Source organism: Sphingomonas sp. (assembly GCF_045810705.1).
Lineage (GTDB): Bacteria > Pseudomonadota > Alphaproteobacteria > Sphingomonadales > Sphingomonadaceae > Sphingomicrobium.
In genome coordinates this window covers 1-18,884 of the sequence record NZ_JBJMVI010000011.1, presented here as the reverse complement: position 1 = coordinate 18,884, position 18,884 = coordinate 1, and the positions used below count along the sequence as shown (strand labels likewise).

The 18,884-nt window shown below is 61.3% G+C and carries 19 protein-coding genes; 10 read left to right on the top strand and 9 right to left on the bottom strand.

All coding sequences use genetic code 11. From position 1 onward, the window contains the following. The first annotated feature begins 41 nt into the window (after positions 1–41). Positions 42–1,073 (top strand): glycosyltransferase family 2 protein, encoded by a 1,032-nt coding sequence (locus ACJ8FR_RS05470; RefSeq protein ID WP_407827611.1) that lies wholly within the window; start codon positions 42–44, stop codon positions 1,071–1,073. After that, a complete protein-coding gene (locus tag ACJ8FR_RS05465; RefSeq protein WP_407827610.1) occupies positions 1,049–1,975 on the top strand; it encodes a glycosyltransferase in 927 nt (308 codons plus the stop codon). Before ACJ8FR_RS05470 ends, ACJ8FR_RS05465 begins: the two co-directional genes overlap by 25 nt. Positions 1,976–2,012: 37 nt before the next feature. On the opposite strand, the gene ACJ8FR_RS05460 is transcribed toward ACJ8FR_RS05465, so the two are convergent. The 3 genes from ACJ8FR_RS05460 to ACJ8FR_RS05450 all read right to left on the bottom strand — a co-directional run bounded on the left by ACJ8FR_RS05460 (position 2,013) and on the right by ACJ8FR_RS05450 (position 4,022). Continuing rightward, a complete protein-coding gene (locus ACJ8FR_RS05460) occupies positions 2,013–2,447 on the bottom strand; it encodes a hypothetical protein (RefSeq protein WP_407827609.1) in 435 nt (144 codons plus the stop codon). Between the two features lie 52 nt (positions 2,448–2,499). Then, positions 2,500–3,729: a glycosyltransferase gene (locus ACJ8FR_RS05455; protein ID WP_407827608.1), complete on the bottom strand. Its 1,230-nt coding sequence runs from the start codon at positions 3,727–3,729 to the stop codon at positions 2,500–2,502. Between the two features lie 71 nt (positions 3,730–3,800). After that, positions 3,801–4,022 carry a helix-turn-helix transcriptional regulator gene (locus ACJ8FR_RS05450; RefSeq protein WP_407827607.1) on the bottom strand — a complete coding sequence of 74 codons (222 nt, stop codon included), beginning with the start codon at positions 4,020–4,022 and terminating at the stop codon, positions 3,801–3,803. 431 nt (positions 4,023–4,453) lie between these two features. On the opposite strand from ACJ8FR_RS05450, the gene ACJ8FR_RS05445 reads away from it, so the two are divergent. Next, on the top strand, positions 4,454–5,212 hold the full coding sequence (locus ACJ8FR_RS05445) for a PEPxxWA-CTERM sorting domain-containing protein (RefSeq protein WP_407827606.1): 759 nt from the start codon (positions 4,454–4,456) through the stop codon (positions 5,210–5,212). A gap of 153 nt (positions 5,213–5,365) precedes the next feature. On the opposite strand, the gene ACJ8FR_RS05440 is transcribed toward ACJ8FR_RS05445, so the two are convergent. The 3 genes from ACJ8FR_RS05440 to ACJ8FR_RS05430 form a co-directional block, all read right to left on the bottom strand. After that, complete coding sequence (locus tag ACJ8FR_RS05440; RefSeq protein WP_407827605.1) at positions 5,366–6,250, bottom strand: cell wall hydrolase; 885 nt, start codon at positions 6,248–6,250, stop codon at positions 5,366–5,368. 309 nt (positions 6,251–6,559) lie between these two features. After that, a complete protein-coding gene (locus ACJ8FR_RS05435) occupies positions 6,560–8,053 on the bottom strand; it encodes an exopolysaccharide biosynthesis polyprenyl glycosylphosphotransferase (RefSeq protein WP_407827604.1) in 1,494 nt (497 codons plus the stop codon). After that, positions 8,053–9,429, bottom strand: coding sequence for a tetratricopeptide repeat protein (locus ACJ8FR_RS05430; protein WP_407827603.1), 1,377 nt, complete (start codon positions 9,427–9,429; stop codon positions 8,053–8,055). The genes ACJ8FR_RS05435 and ACJ8FR_RS05430 overlap by 1 nt, the downstream gene beginning before the upstream one ends. 242 nt (positions 9,430–9,671) lie before the next feature. Between ACJ8FR_RS05430 and ACJ8FR_RS05425 the strand changes: the two genes are divergently transcribed. From ACJ8FR_RS05425 to ACJ8FR_RS05410, 4 genes are all read left to right on the top strand, one after another. After that, positions 9,672–10,220 (top strand): polysaccharide biosynthesis/export family protein, encoded by a 549-nt coding sequence (locus tag ACJ8FR_RS05425; protein ID WP_407827602.1) that lies wholly within the window; start codon positions 9,672–9,674, stop codon positions 10,218–10,220. Beyond that, complete coding sequence (locus ACJ8FR_RS05420) at positions 10,220–11,473, top strand: hypothetical protein (RefSeq protein ID WP_407827601.1); 1,254 nt, start codon at positions 10,220–10,222, stop codon at positions 11,471–11,473. Before ACJ8FR_RS05425 ends, ACJ8FR_RS05420 begins: the two co-directional genes overlap by 1 nt. 61 nt (positions 11,474–11,534) lie before the next feature. Next, on the top strand, positions 11,535–12,914 hold the full coding sequence (locus tag ACJ8FR_RS05415) for a lipopolysaccharide biosynthesis protein (RefSeq protein WP_407827600.1): 1,380 nt from the start codon (positions 11,535–11,537) through the stop codon (positions 12,912–12,914). Positions 12,915–13,131: 217 nt separating this feature from the next. Then, entirely contained in the window at positions 13,132–13,737 is a 606-nt protein-coding gene (locus tag ACJ8FR_RS05410; RefSeq protein ID WP_407827599.1) for a CpsD/CapB family tyrosine-protein kinase, read from the top strand. 6 nt (positions 13,738–13,743) lie between these two features. On the opposite strand, the gene ACJ8FR_RS05405 is transcribed toward ACJ8FR_RS05410, so the two are convergent. Beyond that, positions 13,744–14,559: an EpsD family peptidyl-prolyl cis-trans isomerase gene (locus ACJ8FR_RS05405; protein WP_407827598.1), complete on the bottom strand. Its 816-nt coding sequence runs from the start codon at positions 14,557–14,559 to the stop codon at positions 13,744–13,746. Positions 14,560–14,639: 80 nt separating this feature from the next. On the opposite strand from ACJ8FR_RS05405, the gene ACJ8FR_RS05400 reads away from it, so the two are divergent. Continuing rightward, entirely contained in the window at positions 14,640–14,894 is a 255-nt protein-coding gene (locus ACJ8FR_RS05400) for an XrtV sorting system accessory protein (protein ID WP_407827597.1), read from the top strand. Between the two features lie 164 nt (positions 14,895–15,058). Here the strand turns inward: ACJ8FR_RS05400 and epsI are convergent, their stop codons facing one another. Together epsI and xrtV are read right to left on the bottom strand one after the other, a co-directional pair. Further along, positions 15,059–15,751: an exosortase-associated protein EpsI, V-type gene (gene epsI, locus ACJ8FR_RS05395; protein ID WP_407827596.1), complete on the bottom strand. Its 693-nt coding sequence runs from the start codon at positions 15,749–15,751 to the stop codon at positions 15,059–15,061. Then, positions 15,748–16,647: an exosortase V gene (gene xrtV / locus ACJ8FR_RS05390; protein ID WP_407827595.1), complete on the bottom strand. Its 900-nt coding sequence runs from the start codon at positions 16,645–16,647 to the stop codon at positions 15,748–15,750. Before xrtV ends, epsI begins: the two co-directional genes overlap by 4 nt. Before the next feature lie 432 nt (positions 16,648–17,079). On the opposite strand from xrtV, the gene ACJ8FR_RS05385 reads away from it, so the two are divergent. Both ACJ8FR_RS05385 and ACJ8FR_RS05380 read left to right on the top strand, forming a co-directional pair. Then, positions 17,080–18,234: a hypothetical protein gene (locus ACJ8FR_RS05385; RefSeq protein ID WP_407827594.1), complete on the top strand. Its 1,155-nt coding sequence runs from the start codon at positions 17,080–17,082 to the stop codon at positions 18,232–18,234. A 397-nt stretch (positions 18,235–18,631) separates the two neighbouring features. Continuing rightward, positions 18,632–18,884: hypothetical protein (locus tag ACJ8FR_RS05380; protein ID WP_407827593.1), on the top strand; the 253-nt coding region annotated here is incomplete at its 3' end.

The following is an 18,884-nucleotide window of genomic DNA, read 5'->3' as shown; positions in this document are numbered from 1 at the left end:
GAATGAGCCGACGAGCTTGGGGAGTTGATTTGCTGCGCAGGGTGGGCATCGTCACGGTCAACCATCGGACGCCAGGCCTGACCGCGGCGTGCCTTGCGTCGTTGCGCCAGGAGCGAGACAGGCTGCCTGGCCTGAAAGCAATCGTTGTGGATGGCGGATCTGGCGACAACTCAGCCGAAGAGTTGGCGAAGTTCATCGACCGGCCAGAATATCGGGACTGGGTCGAGTTGATGCCGCTGGCGATCAATGGCGGGTTCGGCTGGGCGAACAACCACGCGATTAGCCGCCTGATCGGGCAAGGAGATCCCCCGGAATATATCCACCTGCTCAACCCCGATTCCGAGATCGAGCCGGGGGCGGTCCGGTGTCTGGCCGATTACCTGGACGCGCATCCGCGGGTGGCAGCCGTTGGCAGCCAGTTGTTGGAGCTGGACGGATCCTGGACAGGCAGCGCGTTCAGCTTTCCGACGATCAGGGGAGAATTCGCGCGCGGCGCGGGGACTGGTGCCATCGACCGACTCCTAAAGGTGCCACCGGTAGCCATCGAATCCGCCGAAGCGCGGGAAGTCGAGTGGGCAACGGGTGCAAGCGTCATGATCCGACGAGAAGCGCTCGAGCAAGTCGGGCTCTTCGATGAAGGATTTTTCCTCTATCATGAGGAAATCGAGTTGATGTGGCGGATGCGGCGGGCGGGGTGGGCAATCGCCACTGAGCCTCGGAGCCGGGTGCGGCATGTCGGTGGCGGCTCGACCGGTGTGCATAGTCGTGAGGTCGTGGAGCGCTTGCGGCCGCGGAGACCGCATTATTGGTATCGCTCGAGGGCGCGACTTTTTGGTCTGACCCGCGGACGATTGGCGTCTTGGGCCGCTTTTTGCGGCTGGATCATGGGTCACGGTATCTGGCGGATTCGGCGTCTGCTTGGGCTCACAGGAAACGCCAAACTCTTGGATCACGAGGTTCGCGACTTCCTGAAATTTGCGCGACCGAGACGAGACGATTTTGCTTCGGCGCCAGTGCCAGCGCTTCGGCAGCCAAGCAGGTCGCCGGTTTGGATGCAAAAGCGATGGCTGTAGATCCTGCGGCTGTCGGCGCCATCGTCATCGGCCGCAACGAGGGCGAGCGGCTCGACGTTTGTCTGCGGTCGGTGAAAGAAGAGATCGACCGCGTCGTTTACGTGGACTCCGGCTCGAGTGACGGCAGCGTGGCGTTGGCGAAGGAGCGCGGCGCTGAGGTCGTCGAATTGTTCGCTGATCGTCCCTTTACTGCAGCTCGTGCGCGCAACGCGGGCGCTGCCAAACTGCTGGAGGATCACGAGGTCGATTTCATCCAGTTCATCGACGGCGATTGCGAGTTGCAGCCAGGTTGGGTCGAGCAGGCTACAAGCTTTCTCGCTTGCAATCCTGAGGTGGCGATTGCCTGCGGTCGGAGGCGCGAGCGCTTTCCGGACCGAACGCGGTACAATCAACTGTGCGACATGGAATGGGACACGCCCGTTGGTGAAGCGGCCGCCTGCGGAGGCGATTCTCTTATGCGTACGAAAGCATTTAAGGCGGTTGAAGGGTTTACGGAAACGTTGATCGCGGGTGAGGAGCCTGATCTTTGCTTCCGTCTTCGGCAGGCAGGCTGGAAGATATGGCGGCTGGATGACGAGATGACCCTGCACGATGCAGCGATGTCCCGCGTCGGCCAATGGTGGCAGCGTTCCGTCAGAAGCGGCTACGCGACAGCCGAAGCGCATCAGCGGCGTGGCGACACCGAACGCCACTTGAAGAGGCAGGTTGTCAGCAATCTAGTTTGGGGCTTGCCGATCGCATGGCCCCTCTGGCCGATCCTTTGGCTCCGGATACAGCGCCGCAAGGGCGCGCTCTACGCATCGCATATCGTCCTGGGAAAAGTGCCGCATTTAATTGGCCAGATCCGCTTCTGGTGGCAGAGAATGCGCGGGGAGGCGGGGACACTCATTGAGTATAAATGAACCGACCACGCGACCGACCTTTTCGGCCATGCTTCGCCTAGTCCGAGAAGACCTCGCCGCTCACGGGGGCGATTCCAGCAGGGCCGGATTCCGGGCACTCGCGGTCTACCGCTTTGGCGTCTGGCGAATGGCGATCTCGTCCAAGCTGCTGCGAGCGCCCCTCAGTGTCATTTACCGGTATCTCTTCCGCCGCATTAGAAACCACTATGGGATTGAACTGCCATATTCCGCGTCCGTCGGAAGGCGCGTGGTAATTGAACATCAGTCCGGGATCGTCATCCATGGCGCGACCGTCATCGGCGACGAATGCATCATACGGCAGAATTGCACGCTCGGAATCCGTCGCGTCGACGAGCCGACGAAGGCGCCGGTTCTGGGTCGAGGCGTCGATGTGGGAGCCGGCGCGGTAATTCTCGGCGACATTCAAGTCGGCGATTTCGCCAGCATCGGTGCTAACGCCGTGGTGCTCCAAGACGTCCCCCCAGGCGCTCTTGCCGTCGGCGTGCCGGCAACAATCAAATCGCCTAGTCGCTGAGACCGAACGAGGCATCGCTTCGCGTGCTGCGAATGGCCTCCAGAATCGATCCCGCGTTTCGCTCGGCATCATGCAACCGCTTGACTCTTTCGCGTCCTGTAGCGCCCTTGGCGGCGAGATCGCCGGCGGTCGCGTGAAGCGCCGCCGACATTTTTTCGACTAGCGCCTCTTCCGAGCCGGCGGGGATCAGCCAGCCGCATGTGTCGTCGACGAGCTCAGGAATGCCAGCAATGGCGGTGCTGATCACCGGCCGACCAAGCGCGAGCGCTTCCATGATCACCACCGGCAGGCCTTCGGCAAAGCTCGGCAGAACGAATGCCCGCGACCGACGGAGATGGTCGCGGATTTCCGCCGAGGAGCAGGTGCCTGCGAGGAACACGAAGCTCCCCAGCTCGCGAAACCGAATATCTTCTTCGAGGCTCTCCCGAAGCTCACCATCGCCGATGATCGTGAGGGTGAAGCGCTCGCCGGCTTGGCGGAGTTGATCGCAGGCGGCGATGAGCAGCGGCAAGCCTTTCTGAGCCGAAAGGCGCGCGACACAAACGAATTCAGGCGAGCCTTCCGGAATCGGCTCAACGCTCGCCTCCAAGAATGCGGCATCAAGGCCGCAGCCGACGACCCTGATCTTGCCCCAATGTTGCGGGTCGCTCCAGCGCATCAGCTGGCTCCGCCCGTAGCTGCTGATCGCAACGACGAAGCTTGCCGCTTCGATCTTGGCCGGGAGCGACAGGGTAAGCGGCGCGTCGAACTCGTCCGGACCGTGCGCGGTGAAGCTGAACGGCGGGCCACCCCAAGCACGCGCAAGCGCCGCGACGCTCGCTGGGTTGGTACCGAAGTGCGCGTGAAGATGTTCCACCTGCAACTCTGCCATGCGGCGCACCAGCCAAGCCGCCTCAAGCCAATAGGCCAAGTGCCGGAACATCGATTCCAGCCCCGGTGCGCTAAGCCGCCATGCCGCGGCGAGCGCTTGGAGGCTCCTTGCTGGTCGTGTCAGGAGCAGACCCAACGCGCAAAGCCCAAGACGCATGAAGCCTTCAGCGAGGACGGCTTCCGTCCGCTCTGCTTCGCGCAAATCTTGCTGGTCCTTCAGGTCGCCACGCGCCGGCCGAAGCGAGAAGCGGTGCACCTCATGGCCGGCGCGCACGACGGCTTCGATCTCGCGGCGCACGAACGAGTGACTGACGGCCGGATAGAGATTGCACAAATAGGCTAGGCGCACTCTCGCTCCATCGCGGCTGGTCCCCCGCGCGCATCATAGCAAAGCTGCGGCGGGTTTAGGGAAGTGAGATTCTAGAGGTGCCCGCCAGCGAGGGCCTTGGCGACAAGGTGCGGCTTGTTCCTAGCGTTGAGCTTGTTGCGCAGGTTCTCGACGTGCCGCTCAACCGTGCGCGGAGCAATTCCGAGCTGCTGCGCGCACTGCTTCGATGACAGGCCGCTGGCGATGCACTGCAGCACCTCGCGTTCCCGATCGGACAAGGCGACGAAATCTTCCTGTTGCCTCGGAAAATTCACCATGCACTCCACTCTAAGGCTTTTTCCGCCTCTAGCCGCACATACGCTTTGTCCGCCATCGGGTTACAGCAATTTGAACACACTGTTCCAATTTCGGACGGTTCGGCGGTGCCATCGCGCAATTTTGCCGCGCGTCAGGATCATAACAACCTGCCGATCGGATTTTATTCATCCTTAAAGAATGGCGCTTTTCCGCCGTTGCTGGCGAGCAACGCATACCGCGGTATGGGTATAATTACCTAGTCCTTCGTACTAGGTAGTCACGCTTAACTCATGGTTAACTCGATATTGTTGCGAATCGTTAAAAAAGCGTTTATTCGAAGGCCGCTTCAAGTCGCAAACACGCGACCGAACGTGAGCTGGGGGCCGCACCACACTTAAGAAGAAGTGCCGGGCAAACCCACCTTCAGGGGCAACGGAAGGAAACAGTTATGCGACGCGTATTGATGACAGCTCTCGCGGCAGCGACGATGCTAACGGCAGTTCCAGCATTCGCGGTACCGACTCTCGTGCAACAGACCGGGCCCGATCTGAATGTTAAGATCTACGCCAGTGGCGATGCCGGTTTTCTAACGACAAGCAATCCGGCAGGCAGTACGCAGGACCAGTCCGTGTACGGCAATACAAGCCCGGGTGCTGGCCATAACGTCAGTTTTACGGGCTATACGAGCTTCAACGGAACCACGCTCGGAACCGGCACGAGCATCAACATCACCGGGGGCAACGGCTTCGCGCAGATCGCAGACGCTAATGGCGTCAACCCAACCGGCCAGAACCCCACCCCCAGCGAGAATGATCTGTTCGCGTTGGTGATGAATCCGGCGCCGGACTTCTACCTCTATGAGTTCAGCATCCAGCAATTCGTCGCGGGCAATGTCAGCATCTACTACGACCTCGCTGGCGGCGGCGTCACCTGGCTTCCCGCTACTGGCAATCCGATCATGAATGGCAACGGTGACACGCAGTACATCTTCGGTGATGCGAACAATATAAACCTGGCTATCGACTCGATCCTGATTCTGTCGAGCACGGCGATCAATCACGTGAAGCAGAACTCCATCCAGACCACGGGTACGGCGCCGCTGCCTGAGCCCGCGACCTGGGCGATGATGCTCCTTGGTTTCGGCGGCATCGGCATGGCGATGCGCCGCAGCCGTCGCCGCAATGGCGTCCTGATGCAGGTTGCCTAACCAACAGTTTTAACTTGTAACCCCTTGCGGCCCGGCTCACGCCGGGCCGTATTTTTTTGCTCGAGGCTTCATAAGCTAAAACCGTAGTCAGCTTGCCCTTCAGGGGACGCTGGCGCCCGCGCGCGCTTCGCGTCATTCAAGAACGGCTGGGGATCAACAGGTCGACGAGCTCAAGCCGGCGCGCATGTCGTTGGCGCCGAGCGGCGCGATCCGCTTTCCCTCGCTATTGGCGGCACAGTTACTCGCCGACTTCGCCTTGGCCTTCGGCGCGCGCGGAGCCTGCCCGTCCACGAGCAGCGTCGCAGGCGACACATCCGCGAGGAGCGGCAAAGGTGGCGGGCCAGCTTTTTCGATTTCGGGTATGGCGGGATCGGTGCCATCGCTGACCAGGCCGCTCGCCAGCTGCGCAGTTTCCGCTGTGGGCGGCAAAACGACTACGGAACCCGGGGTCGGGATGGGGGGCTCGGCGCCGGCATATCGCTGAAAGAAAGAGCGGTTGTCGCCCAATAGGCCGCGCAGGCGGTAAAAGATGTGACGTCCAATCTGCACGCTCTTGTCGAGGGAATCCGCCCAATATGGCAGCACATAATCGGCGTGATAGTGGGTTGCGTGCCCGATGGAGGCGAACACCCGGCCAGCTAGTGCCTCTTCGGCAATCTTGCGCGCTCGCGTCCATAAGGCCGGCACCGGCGTCCGCAGCAGCGAGCCGTCGCAAGTGAACGTAAACTGGCAGCCGCTGCCTCGTTCCGACCCCTGATAGACGACGCCGCAGACGCTCGCTGCGTAGCCCGGGTGGTGCATGCGATTGAGGACGACCTGTGCGACCGCGCGCTCTCCTTCCGCTCCCTCGGCGGCGGCTTCGTAGTAGACAGCCTGCGCCAGGCAGGTGAGCGCGCGTTCGCGGTCGTCAGCGCCGGCTTTCAGGACAAATTTTCTCGCCGCCGTGTCGGGCCGTACGACGAACGGCCGCTCCGCGTTTTCCTTGACTGCCTCTTGCGGAGAGAGCGGCTTCAACAGGTCCGGCGGCGGAAGGCTCATGACCGCGGCGGACGCCGAGGCGATCGGCAGTTTCTCGGTCACCGTTGGCTGGGTGCCGCCCCATTTATACGCCATCGAACCATAGACCAGCAGTCCAACGCCTGCCGTGGCCAGCGCGACGGCGACCGTCCGCCCAAGTAATTGCCGTTGCCGCCGCGGCCGCGGCGACATTTCTTCGTCCGCGATGCACGGCAAGTCCCTGTTGCCGGGCGCGCGGAAGAGCCGCTGGGCGGGCTTGCCCGCATCACCCACGTGCATGTCGCGGTTTGGTGCCTCTCCTGTGACTCCCCAATCCATCTCCGTCACGCTTCAGTACGCGTCACGGTCGAACAGGACGGCGCGGACGGTGGCGATGAGAATCCATATGTCGAGCCAGAAGGACCAGTTATCGACATAATGTTTGTCGAGCTCGACCCGACGCTTGGCCCGCTCAATCGTCCTCACTTCGCCGCGCAATCCCTTCACCTGCGCATAGCCGGTGATGCCGGGCTTCACGCGGTGCCGGCCGGCATAGCCGCGCACGGCTTCGTGATAGAAACGTTCGCCGACCATCATCTCGGTCCCGTGCGGCCGCGGCCCGACCAGGGACATGCTCCCTTGGAGCACGTTGAACAGCTGCGGCAGCTCGTCGATGCTGAAACGGCGCAACACGCGCCCGGCGGGGGTCACGCGAGGATCGTCGCGGGTCGTCGTCTGCTTCGCGCGGAGATCCGCCATGTGGCTATACATGGTCCGGAACTTAAACACGTTGATCGTTTCATTGTTGAAGCCGACGCGCGGCTGGACGAACAGGATCGGCCCCGGGCTTGTCAGCCGGACGAGCAAAGCGGTCACGAGCAGGAGCGGCGACAGGAGCGTCACGGCAATCACGCTCAGCAGCAAATCTTCCGCGCGCTTGGCCAGCCGGTTCATATCGCGGAACGGCCGCTGCCACAGGGTCAGGACCGGAACCGCGCCGAGCAGGTTGACGCGGTAGTTTGGAGCGAGCTCGATCGCCTGGGAGGGGATCAGGGAGACGTCGACGCATACCTCGCTTAGTCCCACGACAATTTGCTCCAGGCGCTTGGGCGTGAAGTGCGCCCCGCTGATCAGCACCTGATCGATTTCGCCGCGTCGCGCCGCGTCGCACAGCGCGGCCAAGTCGCCGATCATCGGCAGACCGTCGATGTTGGTCGCCCGGACGCGATCGTCGGCAATCCCGACGAATCGGAGATGCGGGAACTTGAGCGACTCGAGTAGCTGCCGCGTGAGTGAAACCGAATCCGGGTCGGCGCCGTAGAAGGCGATGCGCTGCTCGATCTGTCCGCGCTCCGCCAGCCTAGTGATGAGGCGATTGAGTATCGGCCGCGAGACGGACAGGCACAGCACCACGCTGACCAGGAACAGCAAGGTGATGCCGCGCGAATAATGTTCGATGAGGCCGGCCTGCCAGATCAGCGCTGAGGCGATGAGGCTGCTGATCACCGCATCGAAAGTGGTGTCGCTATTGTCACTGAGGTCGAGCAGGCTGCGCCGGTATGCCTGGCGCGACGAGCGGATCAGCAGGAAACTGCCCAGCATCAGGATGAAGGCGGTGATGTGGACCGGCACGTCGAGCCGTGATCCGCGAACCAGTGAATAGGCGCCCAGCGTGATCGGCGCCGCGACGATGAAGCAGATGACGTCGGTGACCAGGAACATGGACCCGACGACGTTGGAGGTGAAGCGGAGGCTTTGCCCCGCGGGCGTCGGCGCTGTCGTTCGAACCTCGTCGCACGTCGCCTCGGCCGCTACGGACAGGCAAGGGTTATCATCTATCCGCATCAGACAAGCCCCCGGCTAACTCTCGCCTCACGCTGACGGTCAAACTCCTCCTGCAACTCTCGAGTTGCTTCCTCATTTCCCTTTTTCGTCGCAAGAAGGGCGTTGTAGATCGTCTCGTCGGCCGGGATATCCTGGAAGGCGGTCCACAGAGTCCTCTCAGCCCAAGCATTGTTGCCCGCGGCCGCGTAGCACCTTGCCAGCAGCAGCCGGTCGCCAGGCGAGCTGGGGAGAACGGTCACGATCTTCTGCGCATCGACGATCGCGGCCGCAACTTTGCCCGTCCTAAGGTCGAGTTCCGAGCGGCCGCGGAGCGCCGTCGAGTTGCCCGGATCGAACGCGATTACCGCGTCGAAGCGGCTTTTTGCAGCCGCGACGTTTCCGCTGCGGGACAAGGCATCGCCTAGTACTGCATTAGCTTCGGCGCTTTCTGCGTTGACCGGAAGCGCAGCTGCGGGCGTTGCCAGCCGGATTGCGTCGGCAGGCCTGCCTGCCCGGCTTAGAAAAGCCGCGTACACGAGCTTCTGTTCGATAGCCGCGGTGCGGGCGGCGAGCAAGCGTGCGTCGTCGACCCGCTGCGCCGACGGCCAATAGTCGCTCCAAATCCGGAGCACCGAAGCAACCAATGCCGGGGCCGCGGTCGGTTGTAGCACCCGGTCGGAGGCGGCTCGACCCAAGCCGACGTTTCCAGACCGGAAGGCCGTCTCGATCAGGAGAAGCGAGTTGGCCTGATCCTGTGGATCCAACAGGCTTAGGCGTCGCGAAATTTCGGCCGCCTTCGCCCAATCCGCCTGCCGCACGTAGATCCTCGCCAGGAGCTGCATGCTGCCCTTGTCCGTCGGCAGCAGTTGCGTCTGCTTGCTGAGCAGGCTGATGGCGTCGTCCTGCCGGTTAAGGCCGATCAGAGCGCGGGCCTTGAGGACCGTTCCCGATGGGTCGAGAGGCGAAGTCGAAAGTAGCTGCTCACTCGCGGCAAGCGCCTCGTCGAAACGCGACTGGCTGATCGCTCCCCAACCCTTGGTGATCTTGACCCATGGATCCCCCGGAGCAAGAATCTCCAGTTCGCGGGCCCGACTTTGAGCCAGGGCTATATCTCCGGAGCGCAACGCCAGCTGGGTGACTGCCCGCAGCAGATCAGCATTGCTCCGGTCCAGCTCATAGGCTCGAGTGAACGCATAATAGGCATCGCCGTAGCTGCCGGTCGAGGCATCGAGCTTGCCCAGCTCGACCCAATATTCCGCGACGTCATCCTTGGCGCCGACGAGCTCCAGCAAGGCGCGCCGGGCGCCCGCGACATCGTTCGTTGCGGCGGCGCTCTGATAAGCACTGAGCGCCGCGCGCGCGCGCGAGTCAGAGGAACTGCAGCCGGCGACAAGCATCGACGCGGATAGGCAAGCGACAGTCCGCAGGATAAGATGCGTCGGCAACTGCATTAAATGGCTACTCCAGCGGCAGGGATTATCCTTTTCTAAATTTAACAAAGCAATAGAGTGATTTGGCGACTCATTGTCGTTATGACAGCTCTGCTGGGTGGAAGTGTTTCAGGAAGGGACGGGTGGTGGTCAGACGGGGGTTGGCGCAACTTGCAAGTGGATTCGCTCTTCTCTTTTTGGCGGCGGGCGTGTCGGCGCAGCCACAGCTTTCGGTGCCTCCCTCGGCGACGGTTGCAGGCACACCCTACCGCATCAATCCGGGTGACGAGCTGGAAGTTCTGGTGTGGGGCGATGAAAGACTCCAGCGAAGCGTGCTTGTTCTGCCCGACGGCACCTTTGCCTTCCCACTCGTTGGACAAGTCAATGCCGCAGGGCGTCTTCCGAGCGATCTCGAACGCGTCATCACTGCGGGGCTGCAGCCGCAGTACAAGGGCCCAGTGCCGCAGGTGACCGTTTCGGTACGGAAGCCGAGCGGCTACCAATTCTCGGTGATTGGCAAGGTACGTGGTCCCGGGACCTTCACTCCGGGGCGCTATGTCAACGCCCTCGAGGCGCTCGCAATCGCCGGCGGGCCGGCTGAATTCGCGAACCTCGGGGGTGCTCGCGTGATCCGCAAGGCCGGAGATCAGTTATTCGTTGTGCCGGTGCGCCTCCAGGACGCGCTTCGCGGCGAGGGCCGCCTTGGCCCGAATGAAATCCCGCGCATCGAAAGCGGCGATACATTGGTGGTCCCCTGATGAGCGCCCTGGTAATCGTGGCCACGTTGGCGGCGCAGGCGGGAACCGCCGCAGCATCGGCCCCACCGGTTGACTCAACCGCACCGGTGCGCACCGCTGGGCAATCAACCTACGTCGATATCGAGGGCGGCGTCGGCTATTCGACGAACCCGCAGCTGTCCTTCGTTGACGACGAAGGAAGCGGGTTCGGGCGAATCTCGCTGCATGCGGTGCATAGCCGCGTCAGTACGCGAAGCACCACGGTGCTTTCCGGTTATGTCGATAACGTCAGCTATTTCACAGGTCACGGCTCACAGCAGTCGGTGGACCTCTCAGCCCGGCACGACACAGCGCTGAGCGAAAAGGTTCGCCTGTTCGGCGACGTCGACGCGAGCTATCAGGAGGGTGGCCAGCTAGGCACGCGGATCTTGGGCGTGCCCCTCGTCCCTCCCCCACCAGGGGGAGATGTGACCCCGCCCATCCTCTTTCCCGGGGGCGGCGGAGATTTCCTATCCGTCACCGGCCGTACTTACCGACTAGCGGGGCATGTTGGAGGGTCATTCGCGCTTAGCCCGCGGGACAGCCTTACGTTGACCTCTGGGGCCGAGCGCGTGGTCTTCCACGGCGGCGGCGGCCTCAACGACAGCAGCTACACGACCGTCCCGATATCGATTGGGTACGATCGGCAGCTCACTCCGCGAACGACCGTCGGCGCCCGGCTGGTCGCACAGGACACCGAATATGACGGTCCTGCCAGCGTGCGAGTGATTACGCCGCAAGTGACTGGGCGGGTGCTGCTAGCCGAGCGGGTAACGCTGAGTGGGGCTCTCGGCGCCTCGTTTTCGCGCATCGACGACGGGCTAGTGATCCGTCATTCGACGGGTCTCTCTGCGCAAGCTAACCTGTGCGGCCAAGGGGAGCGTGACTTTTATTGCGCGCGAGTTTCAGCGGACCAGCAGACAGCAACGGTGGCCGGGCCGGCGAAGTTGATCAGCGCGGGAATCGATTATTCACGTCAGCTTGATGCCAATCAGTCGATCCAGGCCTCACTCGGTGCGGAGCGATACTCGACGCCCATTTCGGTCATTTCCGGACGTACGTTTTCAAGATCTAGCTACTACCGGGCCGCAGGGGCCTACACGCGCAGGATCGGTCAGCGGCTGTTCGGCGGCGTGAACCTTGCGGCCCGCAAACTGGCCCAGAATGGGCCGGACCCCAAGACCGACCTTAATGCGTCAGTGTTTATCCGATACCGGCTCGGTGACGTGCAATGACAGATTCGGACCAATGACAGATTTAGACTCGGCCGATGGGCCTCAGTCCTCGCCTGGATGGATGATCAACTATCTGCCGATCATTCTCTGGCAGCGGCGCTACTATGTCCTCACTTGTTTTCTGGTCGCGCTTGCGCTTGGCGTCGCCGCGGCGTTCGCGCTACCGCGAACCTACCGGTCGACGGCAACTTTATTGGTCCAGGCGCAAGACCTGCCTAAGTCGATCGTCGATGCACCGATCGATGGCGCGGTCGAACAGCGGATAGCCCGAATTCGCCAGCAAGTGCTAAGTCGCGGCGACCTAATCGAGCTGATTGAACAGAACGATCTCTATCCCGGCGAGCGCCGCAGGCAGCCGCTGTCGAAGGTCATTGAGAAGATGCGCCATTCGACCAGCGTCGGGGCCCTGTCGAGCGACATCGGCCAGCAGTCGGGCACGCAGAACAATACGATCGCGATCGCGATGAGCTTCGATTATCCCGATCCCGGCAAGGCCCAGGCGGTCTTGCAGAGCTTCGTCTCCAAGTTCCTGACCATGGACAGCCAGGACGTGGAGGACCAGGCGACGCTTACCGTCCGCTTCCTCCAGGATCAGGCCAACAAGCTGCAGAGCCAGATCTCCGACATCGAGGGCCAGCTGACGGGCCTGAAGGCGCGCAACGGCGCTGCACTCACCAGTAGCGGCATGCCGGCGATACTCGATACGGGCAGCTTCAGCGCGCAAATCGCCGCGCTGCAGAGCGAAAACCGGCAGCTTGTCGCCCAAAGCCGGCGTCCTGGTGGCAACGATGCGATGGCGTCGGCCGAGGCAGCGCTGGCCGCCGCACAGGCCCAGTTTAGCGACACCCACCCGGACGTGATCGCGGCCAGGGAGCGGGTCAAACAGCTCCGCCAGATGGTCGGATCGGCGACCCCGGACACGACGCTCCAGGAGCAGATTGCCGCCAACAATTCCGCGATCCGCCAGCTTATGGACCAGCGCGACGCGACGATGTCGCGTGCCAATGCCGCCGTGGCCGGATCGGCCCGCGCGCCGGCGATCCTCGAACAGGCGATGCAGCTGGAGAATCGCGCGACGACCTTGCGCAATCAATATCAACAGATTTCCGAGAACCTCCTGAAAGCGCAGAACAGCGCCAGGATGGCTTCGGAACAGCGGGCGGAGCGATTGTCCCTGGTCGAGCCGGCCAACTTGCCCGACCGTCCCTATTCGCCGAACCGGCCGCTGCTCGTTGCTGCCGGCGGCGCCACGGGCTTGCTCCTCGGCCTTCTCCTCGCGCTCGGCATCGAGCTGGTGAACCGCCCGGTGCGCAGCCCTAAGCAGCTCGAGCAGCTCGACCTGCCGGTTATCGGTCTCGTACCGCTGATCAAATCGAAGCCGCAGCCCCGAACTCGGCGCTTCCGCGGATTCCTCGCGCGGGAGAAGCGACTTGCAGCATAGTCCGTTAGAACCGAAGTCCGAGCTGGCAGGCGAGGTGCGACAGGTGAGGATCGCGCCGGCATTTCCGAAGCGCGGCGAGACCCAAGAGTTCCCATGGAGCAGGAGTGAGGCCAAACGGCGGCTGGTCCATGGCTTTGACAGTCGAAACGCGAGCTCACGCAGCTTCAATCTCATCCGTTCAAAGCTCGTCGCGCTCCAGCGCGAACGCGGCTGGAGAATGCTGGGAGTGGCCTCGGCCACGCCCAGCGTCGGCAAGTCGTTTGTTTCCGCCAACGTCGCCGCGGCCATGAGTCGCGACCCGCGCTTTCAAACCTATCTGCTCGATCTCGACCTGCGTCGCGGAACGGTCAAAGATATCTTCGGCATCGAAACTGAAGAAGGTATCGTCAATTATCTTGAGCAGTCGGAACCGCGGAGCGTTCTTTCGGGCTTCATGCCGCAAGGGCAGGAACTGATCGTCATTCCGAGCGTCGCAGGACCGGTCCATTCGGCCGAACTTCTCGCGAGCGACCGCGCGACCGCGCTGTTTCGGACGATGCGCAACTCGGATGAACGCAATTACTTCATCTGTGACCTGCCGCCGGTCTTCGCCAACGACGATGCGGCGATCATCATGGAAGCGCTCGACGGCTACATCATCGTCGCGCAGGACGGGAAAACCACGCAGCGCGAGATTGCGGCCACGGTCGAAATGCTCGGCCACGGGCGCCTTGCCGGCGTGGTGCTCAACAAGTATCGCGGCGGTATGTTCAGCGAAGGCTATGGCATCGAAGATCGGTACGCGAGCGAATATTACGCCAGCCGCGACACCGACGAAGACTGATCGCTCTTAGCTCTTAGGGGGCGCAAAGCCCGGCTGATACTCGATCTTAGCCTTCGCTTTCAGCTCCTTGATCCGATCCTGCACGAACTTGCCCGCGTTGTCCCGCCGCACCGATTGAAGGGCGATCTGACGCGCCTGGTCGCCAGAAAGCGGCTGCGGCTTACGCGCCGTGATGACGCTCGCCACGGCCTTGCCTGGACCAGGAGCGATGAACGGCTCACCTTCCCGCAATCGGCTGATCTGCGCGTAGATTGTGGGCGGCAAGACCGCGCTGTCGATCTGCCTGCTAGCCCGCGTGGACTGGATGCCGCTTGCCGACAGAACCTGCGCGACTTCGTCCAGAGTCTTGGCCGCCGTGATCTTTGTCGTCACTGCTGAGTCAACGGGCAGCGGATAAACGATCTGTGATAACGTCCAGAGCTCGCGATTGGCGAAAATCCCCGGATGCGCCGCTTCGTACCGGTTGACTTCATCGGCCGAGGGCAGCTGGCTCGTATTCACCTTGCGCGACACAAGCATGCTGATCAGCAGGTCTTCGGTGCCACGACGCTGCTGGTTGATGAACTCCGGCGACTTGTCGAGGCCGTCGTTCTTGGCCTGCTGAACCAATAACTTGCGATCGATCAGCTGCTGAAGGATGGCGGCGCGCGCTTCCTTGGTGTTCGTCGCACCCGCCGGGGCATTCTTGCTCAACGCGTCGTTGAGCTCCCCGGCTGTAATTTCCTCATTGTTCACCACGGCGACCGTTTGGCCGGACGCCTTCTTTTGACAGCCGCTCGAGATGAGCGCGACGAAGATGCCGAATAAGATACGCTGACGCATTAAGATGCCCCGTTGAATAAGATGTGTTTGAGCCATAGCATGCGATTCTGGGTCGTTCCAGCGGCGGCAGGGGAGCGCATTTGAGCACGATTTACGACTGGGTCTCGCTGGGCATCTTCGCCGGGCTGGTGGTCCTTTTTTTACAGCGATCAACCGGCGAACATGCTGAAAAGGATGCGTCTCTCCTCTACTATCTCGGAGCCGGTGTCGGTTGTGCGGCAGCCAACTACTTCGGCAACGAAGGGCGGCACGTGGTCGCTGTGCTGCTACTAGTAGCAACGGTCGGGTTCATCCTCTATTTTCTGAAGCCCTTTCCGACAAAGCCGCAATCGTAAAATGCTCAGGGCGAGGCCGAGAACAGGCCACGGCGTTTTGCGTCGATCCCATTTAGAGGTCAAAAAGGCCTTCGCGACTTCCTTATGATGGATGTTGCTGATGGACCGAGGGCGAACGCGACAGCCACTTCAATTCCAGCTGGCGAGCCGCTGCCCAAATCTTATTAGGCGGTGAACACTCGCTGCATCGACCGCGGGACAGCGGCGATCATCTCTCGAATGAATTCGTCGATCGCCTTGTAGGTTGCCGGGCCATCGTTGCTCACGGCTGACACTCGGCAAAGAATAGCATCGGGAATGATGCCTTCCAGATTCTGGACGGCGACGGCTGCTTTCTGCTCCTTCCAGCTTCGCGGCAGCAGGGTCCCTACGCGAGTCCAGTAAACGATATGCTCAGTAGAGCCGTTCGCAATTGCTTCCATGCTGTTGGCCGGAAGTGTCTTAGACCCGTATCGTAAGGGGTGGGGTTCCAAGGGCGAGATCTGATAACCGCCAGCAGTGTAACATGTCTCTGGCCGATGAATTTGAAGGAAGCCTGTCTGACTGCCGTTTTGAGCCAGCAGAAGCATGATGGGTGGGCTTTCCCCATCGGAATAAACGCGCGTCAATTGCTGAGCATAGATTGCCTGCGCAAGCTGGTCGTCAGGCGGAACGACCAAACCGCTGGAAGCGACGAACTTCCACTTGCCGATCGTTTCCGGAATTAGTTTGTCGAGTTTTGCGCGGCCGAGATAGTCCAGCTTTCTCCGCGGCTGTCTGATTGCGGCGGCGCCGGCTGCGGAGCAGAACAGCAATCCGAGCAGGAACTTCCGCCGATCCGTCTTCGGTGTCGTGAAGCCGTCGAGGACGGGCCTCATGCCGTTGCTCTTTTGCCGAAGCGTGCGATTAGTGGCGTCGCCAATTTGTCGATCCCGAAGATCGTAAACAAAGCGACGGCAAACATCAGCAGACCCGCAAAATCATGCAAGAAACCTTGGGCCGCAGCGTCTCCGAGATGATACGTGATCAGGACTAGCACCAGAACCCGGACGAAGTTCGAGATGACCGCGATGGGGATCGCTGCCAGAGCGATGACTATGAAGGCAACAGGGTCTGATCGATGCCGCAGGTAGACGTAGAATAGGCAGAGTGCCGTTAGAGTGAGGATGGAATTCAGTCCGGCGCACGCGGCGGCTACCAGCAGGTCGTATTGTCCGATCTGAATGGTGACCCCCGAGCTGGCAACCGGATATCCGGCCCAGTGCAGCAAGGAAACTGCAAAGGTAGAGATCGCAATCTTAATTGGCTGAGTGACCGCGGCGACCAAAGTGTCGGGGGGCGGCAATGTGAAAGCCAAATATATGAGCGGAAACCATATCGCGCCGATCAAGCGCTTGCCCCACAGCATGTACGCGCCAGCTACCAGGGCGCCGTACATCGCGAAGGCCTCTATTTCCAGGATTCCCGTAATCCGTGCCAAGACGAATACGCAGAGGCAAATCCCGATCAGCAGCAAGCCGACGCCTAAATTGCCCGGCGCGAGATCAGGCTTAGTGGCTTTGAGTTCCCGCCAAACAGCCCAGATGCCGGTTACCAATACCAGCGGCCCGTGCCCGCCTTGCTCCGACGACCAGGAGTCGCGGGCGACTTGGAACATGGTCGGCGCGACCAAAGCGACCACGCCAACGGCAAGCAGGATGTTTGCAATCTTCAGCAGGTGTGATGGAGAGCGCGTCGGGACCTCCATCACCGCAGCCGAATTCTCGACGTTCAATTTCAACCCTCTCCGTTAAGATGCTCCACGCTAAACTTCGCTTGAGTTTGCCGCAAGTTAGCGAGTCCCTGATTAGGACGGTTGCCGCCTAGTCGCGAGTTCAAAAAGTCGGCGGGCTGGACGTTCTGGATCTAGACCGTATTTTTCAGCACCTCGTGTCGTAGGCGAGCAAGAGGATAGACAGCAATCCCGAACTTTTTTGCCTATTTTGCGCTCTTTGCGTGGCCGTTCGTATGTCTTGGGTTATTCGCGCGGCTACCGCTGGAAAAAGCGGCGATCGGTTCCCTCCTTGGTGGCTATCTTCTGCTTCCATCAGCCACGAGCGTGGATGTCGCACTGCTTCCGCCGCTGGATAAGTTTCTTATCTCCGCGATAACCACTGCAGTATTGTGTTGGATGAAAGGCACGCGGACGCCACGGCCCCACTCGTCAGTGGTTATCTATTTCTTAGCTTTTTCCTTTGTTATCTCGCCGATTTTTACGACGTTCAACAACAGTTATGAGCTTCGGATCGGCAGAGCGAGTATTCAGGGTCTTTATCTGCTCGATGGTCTCAAGCTTGCGTTGCGCAATCTGTTCACGCTCGCACCCTTTTTCGTCGGGATGCGCTTTCTTTCGTCGGCCAAGGGCCGTGCGCTATTGCTGAAATCGGTGCCGATTGCAGCCCTGTTCTACAGCTTGCCGATGCTGTTCGAAGTTCGCTTTAGTCCGATTCTTCACAGCTGGGTTTACGGCTTTTTCCCACATAGTTTCGTTCAGCAATATCGCAACGGCGGCTTCCGTCCCGTAGTATTCCTTGGTCACGGGCTGGAAGTGGCTTTGTTCACATGCATGGCCCTAGTCGCCGCGATTGTGGCAACGAGAGCGAAATGGCGACTATTCAGCTTCCCAGCGGGGGCTGTCGCTGCCTATCTCGCTGTCCTCCTTCTGCTCTGCAAGAGCTTGGCATCAATGGTTTATGCGGTGATTGTGGGGCCGGTCGTGTTATTGACGAGGCCGCGGACGTGGTGGCGGATTTCGGCCGTGGTCCTGCTGGTGGTCGCGTCTTACCCGATCCTGCGCGGCTACGACATCATCCCGGTCCACAAGATGGTCGAACTGGCCAGTCACGTCAGCGAAGATCGAGCGTCGTCGTTCCAGACGAGGGTGTCTAACGAGGATGTCCTGCTGGCGAAGGGCAATGAGAAACGGATGTTCGGCTGGGGGACCTGGGGCCGCAACCGGGTCTATGACGCGGGCTCCGGCGAAGACGTCTCCGTCACCGACGGATTCTGGATCATCCAGTTCGGCATGTTCGGATGGGCAGGTTACCTGTCGCTGTTCGGCCTGTTCGCCGCGTCGGTCCTCAACGGCCGATCGGCCATTCGAGGCCCGGTCACGGAGGCAACCGTTGTGCTCGGCGGACTCTGCCTGCTGTTGGCAGTGAACGTTGCCGACCTCATTCCAAATTCGGACATTCTGCCGCTGACCTATATCATGGCCGGCGCGGTTGCTGGTAGTCGAGCGCCCCTGCGTCGGGTTACCCGACAACAGCAAGCGGGATCGAAGCAATCAGCCGTCAAAGGGCTGGAGTCAGAATTGGCCTAGCTGCTTCCGCTTGTTGGCCGCTTCCTAACGGTTCGGCGGAAATATCGCCGGTTTAACCGGAATATTATGTCAGTCCGTGGACGCTTGAGAACACCTTAACTATCCCAGACGGATAGAGCATACGGGGTTTGGGGAATTCCGCCTAAGTGCCCGGGGATCTCGCGGGAGCGGCCTTCATAGGTAGCAATGCTTTAACTACGAGTGGGGCAAGTAAGTACGCGGTTCGCGGGGATGTTACCTAATGGTTGAGCGTTTCGGGCTGAGCAGCCAAATTGGACTGCTCGCGTGTCTTTGTTCCCTGGGCGCCTGCGGCGTATCCAGGGGCCCGTCGGCTGACGAAAACGCGAGCGCGCCGGTTGCAACGCCATCCGTCACGGCTCCAAGCCCGCCGGTATCGGTGCCAACCCCCGCGGTAATCGACCAAGGGGGTTACGACGCATCCATCGGCAACGGCGTCGACGCCAACGGCTTCGCCAATCTGCCGCTTCATAGCGGCGCGCATCGTTATTTCGTCAACTCGGCGACTGGAAATGACGGCAACGGCTGTTCGGCCGCCCAGCAGCCGGCAACTCCGTTGAAGACGATCACGGCCGGCAAGAATTGCATGGCCGCCTGGGGCAACGCCGGCGACCAATTGCTGGTGGCGGAAG